This window comes from Paenibacillus sp. L3-i20 (assembly GCF_022180385.2).
GTDB lineage: Bacteria > Bacillota > Bacilli > Paenibacillales > Paenibacillaceae > Pristimantibacillus.
Map to the genome: position 1 here is coordinate 605,595 of NZ_BQME02000001.1, position 13,110 is coordinate 618,704.

12 protein-coding genes are annotated in these 13,110 nt (G+C 42.8%); 5 read left to right on the forward strand and 7 right to left on the reverse strand.

Annotated features, from left to right (window positions below; genetic code table 11):
* Positions 1–84: 84 nt before the first annotated feature.
* The 6 genes from MFF31_RS03040 to MFF31_RS03065 all read right to left on the reverse strand — a co-directional run bounded on the left by MFF31_RS03040 (position 85) and on the right by MFF31_RS03065 (position 8,231).
* Positions 85–1,830 (reverse strand): ABC transporter ATP-binding protein, encoded by a 1,746-nt coding sequence (locus tag MFF31_RS03040; protein ID WP_238186653.1) that lies wholly within the window; start codon positions 1,828–1,830, stop codon positions 85–87.
* A 167-nt stretch (positions 1,831–1,997) separates the two neighbouring features.
* The gene (locus MFF31_RS03045) at positions 1,998–2,459 is read right to left on the reverse strand and encodes a hypothetical protein (protein WP_238186654.1); all 462 of its coding nucleotides are present in this window, start codon (positions 2,457–2,459) and stop codon (positions 1,998–2,000) included.
* A gap of 105 nt (positions 2,460–2,564) precedes the next feature.
* Positions 2,565–3,563, reverse strand: a complete 999-nt coding sequence (locus tag MFF31_RS03050; protein ID WP_238186655.1) for a CobW family GTP-binding protein — start codon at positions 3,561–3,563, stop codon at positions 2,565–2,567.
* Positions 3,544–4,899, reverse strand: coding sequence for an extracellular solute-binding protein (locus tag MFF31_RS03055; RefSeq protein ID WP_238186656.1), 1,356 nt, complete (start codon positions 4,897–4,899; stop codon positions 3,544–3,546). The genes MFF31_RS03050 and MFF31_RS03055 overlap by 20 nt, the downstream gene beginning before the upstream one ends.
* Before the next feature lie 138 nt (positions 4,900–5,037).
* Positions 5,038–6,456 carry a response regulator gene (locus tag MFF31_RS03060; RefSeq protein ID WP_238186657.1) on the reverse strand — a complete coding sequence of 473 codons (1,419 nt, stop codon included), beginning with the start codon at positions 6,454–6,456 and terminating at the stop codon, positions 5,038–5,040.
* Positions 6,453–8,231, reverse strand: a complete 1,779-nt coding sequence (locus MFF31_RS03065) for a cache domain-containing sensor histidine kinase (RefSeq protein WP_238186658.1) — start codon at positions 8,229–8,231, stop codon at positions 6,453–6,455. Before MFF31_RS03065 ends, MFF31_RS03060 begins: the two co-directional genes overlap by 4 nt.
* A 181-nt stretch (positions 8,232–8,412) precedes the next feature.
* On the opposite strand from MFF31_RS03065, the gene MFF31_RS03070 reads away from it, so the two are divergent.
* The 4 genes from MFF31_RS03070 to MFF31_RS03085 are packed head-to-tail and all read left to right on the forward strand — an operon-like array spanning position 8,413 to position 12,335.
* Positions 8,413–9,072, forward strand: a complete 660-nt coding sequence (locus MFF31_RS03070; protein WP_238186659.1) for a helix-turn-helix transcriptional regulator — start codon at positions 8,413–8,415, stop codon at positions 9,070–9,072.
* Complete coding sequence (locus MFF31_RS03075; protein WP_238186660.1) at positions 9,069–10,190, forward strand: alanine racemase; 1,122 nt, start codon at positions 9,069–9,071, stop codon at positions 10,188–10,190. The genes MFF31_RS03070 and MFF31_RS03075 overlap by 4 nt, the downstream gene beginning before the upstream one ends.
* Before the next feature lie 30 nt (positions 10,191–10,220).
* Positions 10,221–11,825 carry an N-acyl-D-amino-acid deacylase family protein gene (locus MFF31_RS03080; protein WP_238186661.1) on the forward strand — a complete coding sequence of 535 codons (1,605 nt, stop codon included), beginning with the start codon at positions 10,221–10,223 and terminating at the stop codon, positions 11,823–11,825.
* Positions 11,826–11,870: 45 nt separating this feature from the next.
* Positions 11,871–12,335 carry a RidA family protein gene (locus tag MFF31_RS03085; protein ID WP_238186662.1) on the forward strand — a complete coding sequence of 155 codons (465 nt, stop codon included), beginning with the start codon at positions 11,871–11,873 and terminating at the stop codon, positions 12,333–12,335.
* A 105-nt stretch (positions 12,336–12,440) separates the two neighbouring features.
* Here the strand turns inward: MFF31_RS03085 and MFF31_RS03090 are convergent, their stop codons facing one another.
* Entirely contained in the window at positions 12,441–12,611 is a 171-nt protein-coding gene (locus tag MFF31_RS03090; protein WP_238186663.1) for a hypothetical protein, read from the reverse strand.
* 271 nt (positions 12,612–12,882) lie between these two features.
* Between MFF31_RS03090 and MFF31_RS03095 the strand changes: the two genes are divergently transcribed.
* Positions 12,883–13,020 carry a YjcZ family sporulation protein gene (locus MFF31_RS03095; protein ID WP_238186664.1) on the forward strand — a complete coding sequence of 46 codons (138 nt, stop codon included), beginning with the start codon at positions 12,883–12,885 and terminating at the stop codon, positions 13,018–13,020.
* Positions 13,021–13,110 lie beyond the last annotated feature (90 nt).

Sequence of the window (13,110 nt, forward strand, 5' to 3'; positions counted from 1 at the left end):
TATCAAACTTATAAACTGTTATATTTCCAAAAAGGCAGCATCAGATGATTATTACATCCGATGCTGCTTATTTTGATGATGCTATTATGCTTCATTTTCGATAAATTGCTGCTGTACAAGCTTCGCATATAACTCATGTGTTTGAAGCAGCTCTGTATGGGTGCCTTGACCTGTCACTGCTCCATTTTCAAGAACGACAATACTATCCGCATTAATGATTGTCGACAGCCGATGTGCGATAACTAACGTTGTTCTAGACTTCATTAGAACTTGCAGAGCTGCTTGTACCAACTTCTCTGAGGCACTATCTAAATGAGCCGTCGCTTCATCTAACAACAGAATATCTGGGTCACGCAGCAGTGCTCTTGCTATTGCAAGACGTTGCCGCTGCCCTCCGGACAGCTTCACGCCTCTCTCCCCTACCTCTGTTTCCAAACCATCTGGCAACGAATCCATAAACTCACTTAGATTAGCTTGTTCCAACGCTTCTTTCAGCTTGCTGTCGTTTACTTGTTCTAAGCCATAGGTTAGATTATGACGTATGGATCCTGCCATCATTGGACTTTCTTGAGATACGTATGCAATTCGTTTCCTCCAGTTATCTAGTGTCATCGATGCAATATCCTCTGTGCCGTATTCGATCCTCCCATCTGTTGGTTGGTAGAACCTTTCAATAAGCGAAAATAACGTCGTTTTACCTGTACCGCTCGGACCTACTATTGCGGTCATGCCTCTGGGTGCAGCTCTAAATGATAAGGAATGTAAAATGGGTCTATCCGGGGAATAAGAGAAGCTGACGTTTTCAAAAACGAGCGCTTGCTTATTCATAGATACGACATTGCTACTGACTTTATTTCCTGCAATCGCATCGCTATCTTCCTCTGGTTTTTCATCCATCAATTCAATAATACGTTCAGACGCCCCCATCGCTTTTTGAAACTGTGTGAAAAAAGAAGCCATTTGAGTAAACGGCATGACAATCTGGAACATATATAGGATGATTGCTACTAGCTCCCCGGTTGAAATTGATCCTTGAGCAACTCTAACGCCACCATATCCAATTAGCATCACTAGAATAAGAAGCATAACGGTCATCATTAATGGGGTAACAATGGATAATATTTTCGCTTCCTGCAAGCCAAATCGGAATAAACTGCTGATGCGAGTTTTACCTTGGTTATACTCTTCTTTCTCAGCAAGCGAAGCTTTTACGAGTCTAATCTCTGCAAGCACCCGACCCAAATCGCCTTGGAAATGTGCTGTCTCGTCTTGCATCGCCTTTGATATTTTGAACATTTTACTGCCTAATGGCCACAAAACAAGAAGAGAAATTGGCACTGCAACAAGCATTAGCAATGTCATTCTCCAATCAATATAGAACAAAATGACGACGCCCCCGATAATGGAAACGATACCGCCTAAGAACGAAATGACATGTCCTACAATAAAGTCTTTAATGACATTCGTATCGTTGGTGACACGACTCATTGTTTCTCCTGACGTGTTACGATCGAAAAATGGTACCGGCAAACGAAGTACATGTCCCCATACTTCCTTACGAAGCCCGCTAATCATATACTGTCCTACATAATACATGGTGTAGACAGAAAAGCCTGACATCGCTGTTTGTAAGACGAATACTGATCCAAGTAAAACGATAGTCATTGTCTCAAGTGCGGAATTTGAAACTTGTTCTACTAACGTTTTTGTTAACAATGGAATAAACAACGATAATATCGTTTCACCAAGTCCAAGAATGACTGCGACAGCTACCAGCCACTTTGCCGGCATATGCTTACCAATTAATTTAATAAACGGTTTAACGTCCATTTGTGTTCCCTCCTTGTTTATCTGCTTTGAGCATATCACTTGACGTAACGTTAGGAGCAAGTGATTTTATACATTTTGTTGTGTCTTTATCGTCAAATTGTATGGAAAGCAGCAAAGGGAACTACCTGAAATTAAGGCAGTTCCCTTGCTATTATTCATTATTATTTCTATTTCTTTTCATTGTCGCCATGTAATTTAACCAACTCTTCATGAAGTTGCTTTGCTGATTTCCCATCCGTAGCGATGCCATGTTTTTGGGCTATCCTTCGAAGATGCTCCAATCGCTTCGCTTCATGCTCACGCTTGAAAGCTTCCCACTTTTCCTTATTTGTTTCTTTTGCTATGTTTAGTTCATGCTTGAGCTGCTGAGCTGTCTTCCCTTCAGTTGGGATGTTGAAGTAGACTGCCATCTCCTGTAGCTTTTTCAATCGATACGCCTCAAATTTCTCGCGAGACATTCCGCCCTGATGATGCTTATGTTCTGCGTCCTCTAGATGGATTGGTCCCTCAAAAAATGACTTCGCTATCAATCGTTCAGCTTTTACAGGCTGTGCTGAATAAGTAAAAGAAGCAGCTATAACAACAGCTGCCGTTAGAGTCACATACATTTTTTTATACATCGGTTGCATAACCATCCTTCTATATCATAAATACATAGACAACCATTCTAATCCATCGATCTTTTCTGGATTATTTTGCCCATACGTACATATGATTAGACATGATTCTGCAAATTATGACTGCGACTCTAATGCTTTCAATTCAGAGAGCAGCCATTCCTTTGAGAAATGTTCACCTATAAACACCGCAACATCATTAACTTTACCCTGCGGCTCAATACGTATAAAATCAGATTCTTTATAAGCATATTGAAATAAAAATCGACTAGTTGCTGAAGTATCTGAAAAAGAGACTATACCTTTCGCTCTATAAATATTATCAGGCAATCGCCGTAACAATTCCTCAAATGCTTTACTGCTGACAGCTCCACTGAAATAATGGGTCACGACCATTACATGTTCATGGGAATGATGATGATGTGACAGCTCACTTGATTCTGTACCCGTTAGTTGTTCCATCTTCGTGTCTTGATAATCAGCTTCTGCCAGCCAGCTCCAATCCTTTAACTGGCAACGAACAGTTGCCGTAATTTCCGCATGTTTGTTCATTTCTCTCAACATTTGCTGTGCTTCTACAAGTTCTTCCGCCCCAAGCTTATCGCTTTTATTGAGCAGAAGCGTAGTTGCTGTCCGAATCTGATCTCGCATCAACTTAAACGTCTTTCCTTTTCCTTTGCGACTTCTCGCAAGCAGCTCAGGCCCATCAACTACTGTAATAACTGAGTTTAAAGCAATCAATTGGTACATTGCAGCATCCGTCACACTATCTAGCGTTTCCATTGGATTTGCTGCTCCTGTAGATTCAATGATGATAACATCAGGTTTATGCAACTCCACCAATCTACCGATCTCAATACCAAGATCCCCTCGGATAGAACAGCAAATACATCCGCTTAGCATCTCCGCCATAGGAACTTCTTTGTCTACAAGCTCACCATCCAAATTAATATCGCCAAGCTCATTCATTATGACAGCAGGTTTAAGTCCTAAACTTTTGTAATGAGACAATATTTCTGTCAAAAGAGTTGTTTTCCCGCTGCCGAGAAAACCAGACAGTAAGTGTACAGGTGTTGGTTTAGAGACCTGCTCCCCGTTATTGTGATTTATTATCATAGTTATAACTCCCTTGTGCCAACGCCTTCTTATGGGCCTCTTGAATTTTCTCTGCGATCTCCTTTGGATCTCCGCCTGCAAGCAGCTCTTGCAGTCCGTTATTAACAGCTTCTGAACTTCCAGATGTTAATACACCGTCGTAAACAGGCGTCAATCGAACACTATTCACCAGGTCATAAACCTCCGCGAAGATCGGTGAAACTTTACTTTTATCGAGATCAATTTTATAACTTACCAACTGATTACTTTCAAGTGTACGTCTTTGAGCTTCGGGGCCTGACATTGCATAAATCAGCTTCAGAGCAGCTTCCTTCTTAGCTCCAAGCGCATCTTTGCCAAGCGCCATGCCAGAGCCTACTACTCCAGCTAACGTATTTGGATCACCTTTACCTCCAGGTATGGTTGGAAATACGGTTGCTCCCATCTCGTTCATTACTTCTTTCGTAGTGTTGGCAGCAAGTTTCGTCACTGCCCAACCACCATCTATCATCATTGCTGCTTTGCCTTGTGCGAACATAAGCTCCATCTGTATATTATCGATCGAGTTATAGTCCTTTTGAAATGCATCCGCTTCTGCTAGTTTTTTCATATAGGTCAAAGCCTCTACAAATACTGGATCAGTGAAGCTTGCTCCATCCTGCTTCGCAGCCTTCATAAACCACTCCGTACCCGTCACACGATCTGCCAACGTGCTGAAAATACTGGATTGTGCAGGCCAAGCAGCTTTATTTCCCAATGCAATCGGAGTAATACCATTGTCATTCAACTTTTTTATAGCATGCATTAACTCATCCCATGTTTTTGGCACGCATAGATCGTTTTGCTCTAATACTTTTTTGTTATAATACAAAATTGATGTTGGAGACAGTCCCATCGGAGCCGCGTAGGTACTCCCATTTTCGGTGAAGGCTTCTAATGAGTTCGGTAGAAATTCATCTCTCCAAATAGGATAGGCATCTATTAACTCATTAATCGGTTGAATCAATGCAGCAGAAGAAAATTCTTGCGTCATCGCACCGCTCCACATGACAAATACATCCGGCATCTCGTCAGCTGCAGCAACTATCTTTAGTCTTGAGCGATAACCATCTGGTGGAATCGCTTGTATATTAAAGGTTATATTGCGGTTCTTTACTTGAAATTCATCAATAATTGCTCGCATCGTTTGTGCACGCAGATCATCTCCTGTAAAGTTATGCCACAACGAAATTTCTATTTTCTCGTTTGCTTTATCTATTGCTTCAGCGCCTGTAAAACCGCTTTTTTGGGAGTTGCATGCCGTAACTACGGAAATAAGTAGGGACATCAGAATTATAGCAGAAATCAGCCTTTTCATCTCATGCTTCCTCCCCTTATATGTTTTTCTATCATCCAAGTATAAATAAATGTGGAAAATATGGACAGGGTTAGAATTCGGCAACAAGGTGGGAAAATATCAGATTCACTGCCGCTTTTAATCATTTTCAGCCAAAAGTTATTTGGTTTTCTCCGTTCTTATACGCTGTAAATACTGGCTATATTCCTGTCCCGTTTCTCGGTGAAATACTTCACTGAAATGACTGGCTGATAATTGAACGTAATTTGCAACATGCTCAAGTGTAGGATTTTCGCTCAGATGCTCGTGAATATAGGTTATTGCACGATTGATATGAGGTATATTCAACTGCTCTGAAAGTAACGGGTCCGCCTTCATCATTTCCAATAATCGTCCCAGCAATAACTCATCGGCATTTGTTGTAACACGTTCTAATGGGATTGGATTCCATAACGATGAAAGGATATTGTTGCTGTCTAGAGGTTGAGTCGATTCGCTACCATCACTTTTCCACCCCAGCAAATTCCTAGCTGAACTCAATACAGATTGAATGTAAGACAGAAGCGAATTCGGGGTTGTTTCATTGTCTTCTTTCTGAGCCCCAATGATAGCTTCAACCCAAATACGTAAATGCGCTTCGTTTCGTTGTGCCAAAATAGCTGTTAGTTGGCGCTCTTCTTCTTGTGATATGCGAGTCTTTCCACCTTTTCTTCCTTGAATAGCTTCATAAGTAATAGCTCGCTTCAATGGGAGTAATCCATGAAACAAATAGCAATAAGAAGCTGTATCATAGGCATGCGGCAACCCCTCTTTGGTCTCTGCTAATTGCCCAACACCTGCATAAATTTTGCACTTTAGCTTCATTTCAATCCGCGCAAACTCAACTTCCAATTGTTCTAGAGAAGAGACGTCACCGCTTTGTCTCACTACTAACACCACTTTTTTGCCACTAATAACCGCTTCACCTTCTAAGAGCTCACTAATGACATTATGTACAGCGAACAATAGAAGTTTCTGAATACTGCTATCTTCTCCCCATCCCGCAGCACCGATCTTTAAGACCAAATAGCTATTCGGCTCATGAAGGATAAGTTTCGGAAGCAGCACCTTTGCTTGCATCCAAGTAGACTGGTCGAATTCTCTACCCGTTACAAGCCCCTCCATTACTTCGTCTCGCAGATGATCCCTCTTCAAAGACTCCCCGCGCATAATAATTCGTTGCCTCGCCCCGCCAACTGCCCTCATAATTTCATCAGGACGACTAGTTTTGAGCAAATAATCACTAACCCCTTCTTGTATCGCCTTCTGTGCATATTTGAATTGATCATACCCAGATAGAATAATCACTTCACTTTCGGGTAGCCTTTTCGTAACTTCCCTCGCCAAGTCTAGACCCGTCAGTCCCGTCATTTGGATATCAGTCACAATTATATTCGGCTGCTCGGCATCCAAACGGGCAATCGCCTCCTCCGCTGAAGCAGCTGGCTCAAGAAGCTCATACCCATAATCAGCCCATGGTATGACTGTACATAAGCCCGTTCGTATGATCACTTCATCATCTACAATGAGCAGCTTCATTCGATGTCCTTACCTCCCTCGTTGTCAAACGGAATTGTGAAGGATACGGACGTACCTTTATTGATTTCACTATCAATTTTCAGTCCAGATTCTAAGCCATAATGCAAATGTAGACGGCGGTGGACATTACGTAGCCCATAGCTTCCACGCTCTAGTCTCTCCCGATCTTTCTTCTGATCATTCGGAGCATGGAGTTCCCTCTTTATATCATTCAGCTTTGTTTCATCCATCCCAACACCCGTATCCTCTACCGCAAAATGCATCCACTGCGACTCTAATTTTGCACTTACTTTAATTTCTCCCATCGCAGGCTGCTTCTGTATACCGTGAATTAAGGCATTTTCGATTAATGGCTGGAGAAGCAACTTAAGCATCCTTGTTTGCAACAATTCAGGTTCAATATCCATTTGAAGCTTGAATTTTCCAGGGAAACGAATGGATTGAATATTAGCGTAATGCATAGCATGAGCCACCTCCTGATCAACAGAACAAAATTCTTCACCCTTATTCAAACTAAATCTAAGGAAATCGCTTAAGCTTCCTACCATATCGGCTATTTTTTCATCCTTATTCATAAGTGCCATCCAGTGGATGGATGACAGGGTGTTATAAAGGAAATGAGGATTAATTTGCGCTTGCAAAGCCTGCATATCTGCTTCCTTCTTATAAGACTCTTCTTGCTTTACTTGATGAGTCAGATGCTCGATCCGATCACTCAGCTTATTGTAGCTCCGAACCAATTGTCCGACTTCATCCATCGTCGCAACTGGATACGTTTGCAACGGCTCATCGGGATTAGAATGTTTCATAAATTGCGTCAGCATAATAAGTGGGTTCGTCACACGCTGAACGAAATAAAGGACAAGAACCGATACTAGCAGTACAGAGACAACAATAACAACAGCCATCAGCTTTAGTACATAGCTATTCTGATTACGATACTCCGCAAATGGCATAATACCAGTAAGTGTCCAGCCAACATCACCAACGGAATCATACAGTAGCGTTTGTTTCTCATCGCCCTCCCCATAATTCAGCCAACCTGAACGTCCATTCAGCTGAAAACCAGGCAACATCGCTTCGATGTTATCATCTATTAACTCATTTCTCGTACTGGACAAAATAGAGCCATCCTTGTTCGAAAGCACTACTTCCCCGCTGCCCGGCAAGTTTGCTTGTCGCAAAATTTGCGATATCGCCTTCTCATCCAAGCTAATGACAAGCGTCCCCAATTGTCTGAAACTATTCAAGCTGCGAATCGGTCTTATTAACGATATAACCTGCTTTGGGCCCGAAGCGGTATCTGTCTTATATCTCGCAGTCCAAAATTTTGTTTCCGATTGATACTGTGAAATACGCTGATCATCGTCGCCTGTAAGCCCCGTGTCAAAGATTGTTGCGTTAGAAACAGGCGGGTATTTATTGAGAGGATATATCGTTATATCCGAAATATAACCCTTTGAGTAGACCAAATTAGAAAGAAACTCAATCATTTGCGTTTGCTTAATCGGATCAACATCCTCACTGCTTAGAAACTTTTGGATGTCTTTTTGACCAATCATAAACAATGACATATTCTCGATATCATGAACGATAAATTCCAGGTTCATACTTATTTGCCGCAAAATACTTGTGCCCGATTGCTTGGCCTTTTCTTCTGTTGTTGTAGAAGCCATGTTATATGCGAACAGTCCTAAGGCAAGTAACGGAATTAATACGGAAAAAAGCAATAAAGTCGATAGCTTCCTCTTCAAAGAGCTGCTAATCCAGCGCATCGGCACTCCTCATTCCCTCGTAATTTCATCGTTTTATCATTACCAAGATGGCAGCTTACTATATTAATCGAATCCTATCATACTTTTTTTTAGATTAACAAATTTTTTGTTTGATTTTTCAGTCGTATAGGTGTACCATGTGGTCAAAGAAAAGGTTGATAGTGTGAAAAGGGGACATGAAATGGAATCTATCTCGCAGGAATTTTTATTTTTCTCCGAGCTTGCCAAAGGTATTACCGCACAATTCGGTGAAAATTGCGAAGTTGTTATCCATGACTGGTCAAAGCCCTATGAAAGTACTATCGTCGCTATAGAGAATGGTCATGTTACTGGTCGCAACGTAGGGGACCCTGGAACCAACTTGGGCTTAGAAATTATGCGCGGCACGTCAGAAGGCGACAATCGCCATAACTACGTCACCCAAACGGCAGACGGACGTATCCTTCGTTCTACTTCTATGTATGTGAAGAACAATGAAGGAACGATAATTGGAGCGGTATGCATTAACTTTGATATTACCGATCTGATGATGGCAGAAAGAACGCTGCAATCTTTGACAGCAAGCGGCCTTCAGCCTATACGAGAATCATTCGTAAGCAATGTGAACGAGCTTCTCGATACGTTGTTGCAAGAAACGCAAGAGATTATTGGCAGACCGCCAGCACTTATGAGTAAAGAAGATAAAATAAGACTGATTCAACTGCTTGACCAGAAAGGTGCCTTCCTTATAAAGAAGTCTGGCGAGAAAATATGCAGCTATTTAGGTATATCCAAGTTTACACTATACAACTATTTAGAAGAATCAAAATCATCCGATGACTTGGGAGGTTCTAAGGAATGAGCCAAAACATAAGCACAAACGTCTTATTCGAAACACCGTGTGTCGTTATTAATAGTGATATGGTGGACCGCAATATTAAAGGGATGGCTGAAACGATTAGTCGAATCGGAATTGAGCTTCGTCCTCATGCGAAGACGCATAAGCTTCCTGAGATGGCGCTTCGCCAACTGAAAGCTGGAGCGACTGGCATTACAGTAGCCAAAATTGCAGAGGCAGAAGTGATGGCAGCTGGCGGAGTTAAAGATATTTTCGTAGCCTATCCCATCGTTGCTGCTAGCAAGCTTGAACGCGCTGTCAAGCTTACTGCGTCTGGCATCCGTCTAATTATAGGAGTCGATAGCCTAGATGGTGCGAAGCGTATATCCGAAGTAGCCACCCAGCATGGAGTAACACTTGAAGCTCGCCTAGAAATTGAATCTGGTCTTAATCGTACTGGCGTAGCAGCTTCATCAGCTGCGTTACTTGCGAAGGAAATTGCAGTGCTGGAAGGCGTTAATCTAACAGGCATATTCACCTATCGTGGCGCTATGCTAGGCGGTGCGCCTACGATGGATTTGCGAGCTGCTGGACATGAAGAAGGGCAAATCATGGTAGCCGTAGCCGAAGCTCTTCGTGCTGAGGGACTTGATATTAAGGATATAAGTGTAGGATCTTCACCAACAGCCCTGTATGCCGCTGAGATTGAAGGGATTACCGAAGTTCGCCCTGGTACTTATATTTATCAAGATCGGATGCAAGCTGCGTTTAATATTTGCTCCCTCGAAGAATGTGCGGGAGCAGTATGGGCAACTGTAGTTAGTCGCCCAACTCCTGAACGTATCGTTATCGATGGCGGAAGCAAAACATTTGCAACCGATGTACAGCCTGACAAAGCACCGCTTAATCTAGCAGGCTTCGGACATATCGTTGGGGATGACGAGGCTATATTCGAACGTATGAACGAAGAACATGGTGTCATTCGTGTTAGCCCAAGCAGCGAGTATAAAGTTGGTGACGTGATCGCCATTATTCCTAACCATATCTGCAGTACTGTAAACTTGCATAACTTTGTTTATCTCCAAAATTCCGATGGCGAGCTTTCTAAAGTAGCAGTAGCCGCTCGGGGACTACTAGAGTAGGGTTGATATGAGAGAGGAGCTTAGTAAAACATGTTGGATTTAGTATTGAAAAATGGAAAAATCGTAGATGGCAGCGGCAATCCTTGGTACCTGGGAGATGTCGGTGTAAAAGACGGTGTTATCGTCTCTGTTGGACAAATCGATCAAGAAGCTCATAACGTTATTGATGTAAATCGCAAAATTATTTCACCTGGCTTCATAGATGGTCATTGTCACTCCGATCTCATGATTATCGATCATCCCCATAGTGATATTAAGCTTCAGCAGGGTGTGACAACAGAAGTTGTAGGCAACTGCGGCTTAGCGCCTGCACCATTCGTCCGCAGCAAAGCGGAGCTGCTGCAAACCTATGTTCAGCCTGTATTAGGCAGTACAAGCTGGGAATGGCCTTGGGAGACTGTCGGTCAGTATATGGATTTTGTCGCCCGCTCCCAACCTTCCGAACATATCGCTACGTATGTTGCACATGGTGCTCTGCGTATTGCTGTTATGGGGTTTGAGAATCGTCCTGCTAATTCAGCAGAGATTGCACGGATGAAAGAATTGCTAGAAGAAGGCCTTCGTGCTGGCGCCATTGGTCTATCAATTGGTCTACTCTATGCACCGGGAAGCTATACTTCACGAGAAGAATTAGTAGAGCTGTGCAGCGTTCTACCAAAATACAATGGCTTGTTCTCTACCCATATTCGCGGAGAAGGAAACAATCTGCTGCCGTCCGTTGCTGAGGTTATTTGGATCGCAGAACGTGCCGGCATCTCCCTTCACATCAGTCATTTGAAGGCTGCTGGCAAAGCCAACTGGGGTAAAGTGCTGGAAGCGCTAGAGCTTGTCGAAAATGCACGTGCACGTGGTATGGATGTTACGGTTGATGTATATCCATACAATGCTGGTTCAACGACACTAACTACCGTTCTTCCACCATGGGTTCTAGAAGGCGGTATCGAAGCAACATTGGAAGCGTTCCGCAACCCTTCACTAAGAGCACGAATTAAGGAAGAACTCAGTCATGAACAACAGCATTGGGATAATCTCGTTTGTTCTACTGGTTGGAATAGTATCGTTATCTCTGCTGTTCAATCCGAAGCGAACAAATCACTTGAAGGCAAACATATCGCTGAAGTTGCAGAGATACGTGGTCAACATCCCGTTGATTGCATGATGGATTTGCTTCTGGAGGAGAATGGACAGATCGCAATCGTCTATTTCCATATGTCAGATGATGATGTGAAGCAAGTTATCGCATACGAAAAATCTTTGATCGCATCAGACAGCCTGAATTGTGAAATCGGCAAGCCTCATCCACGTACGTATGGCACTTTCCCTCGTGTATTTGCCAAATATGTTCGTGAAGATAAGGTTCTGTCGCTGGAGCAAGCTGTTCGCAAGCTCACTTCATTCCCAGTACAGCGCTTCAAGCTGGGCAAACGCGGTCTAATCGTTCCAGGTTATCTTGCTGATATTACTGTGTTCGATATGGACACGATTCAGGATACTGCTACCTTCGCAGATCCTCGTCAATTCCCTACTGGTATTTCCCATGTCGTTGTAAATGGTCAGCTTACGATGCAACATGGTGTTCATACGCATAAACGTGAAGGTTCACTCATTCGCGCACAACATTGCTGTTCGATTTAACGGATAGCAAGCACAAATAATACAATTTAAAAGGAGCTAACTACTATGTCAAAAATCGAACAACGCCTTGCTGAGCTAGGAATTACATTGCCAGCAACTACTGAACCAAAATTTCTTTACAAGCCAGTTAACCAAACAGGCAACCTTATTTACACGTCCGGCTTCGATTGCCGTATTGATGGTGTACTTATGTATGAAGGTAAAGTTGGCTCTGACCTAACGATTGAGCAAGGTCAAGAAGCTGCTCGCCAAGTTGTTATTAACTTGCTTGCTGCTATGAAAGCTCATCTTGGCGATTTGGATCGCGTTGTAAAAATCGTTAAAATCCTTGCTTTCGTTAACAGCGCACCTGGATTTGGCGACCAACCTTACGTCATTAACGGCGCTTCTGATCTGCTTATCGAGGTATTCGGAGAAAACGGTCGTCACGCTCGTTCAGCTATTGGAACTAGCGACTTGCCTTTCCATACGCCAGTTGAAATTGAACTAATTGCTGAAGTTCGTGACTAATCATAACACTTCTATATCATGTAAAATCCCCAAGCGAACATCGCTTGGGGATTTTCATGCTATTTCAGCTTGTGGACACGCTTAAACGCTCATTTATGCAATGATTTAGAACAAGAAAGCACGCGTGATGATAACCAATAAAATGAAGAGTACTAGGATGGCTCCAACGTTGTTGCTGCATCCGCCTACAACTGGACCACAATGATTGTGATGATGTGCACCTCCTACAGGGAAGTGAGAATTAGCTCCTCCAGAAACGTTCGCTGCATAGTTCATTTTTTCATCTCCTTTTTATTAAGGTACAGTATCCTATGTATATTTGCGCAAGATGTATAGGCTGATGGGAAAATTGTGCGTTTGCGCATATTTGCAGATTGCCCGCACCTTCCATACTCTGTCACGGCGAATATCTAGTACTTTCTGAGCACTTGTCCATAATTATAGGCATATGCCGAAGTTACTTGCCATGGCAACAAATGCCCAATCACATTGTTCCAGAGGCGCATAACCTACAGAGTAGTCAAAACGTAAGGAGGTGCATGAAACAATGAGTGGTTGCGGAGTTGGTGGATTTGGTAGAGAAAACAATGTAGGGGCTATCTTGGTTCTGTTTATCCTTCTAGTAATCATCGCTTGTAGCTTTGGCTTCGGCGGTGTTGGCGGAGTAGGCGGCAAATGGTGTTAATTCAATTCTGATAATGTAACCTCCATGCATTCAGACTTGAACACGCCTCATAGAAGACAACAAGGAAGACCCGCATGGGTCTTCCTTGTC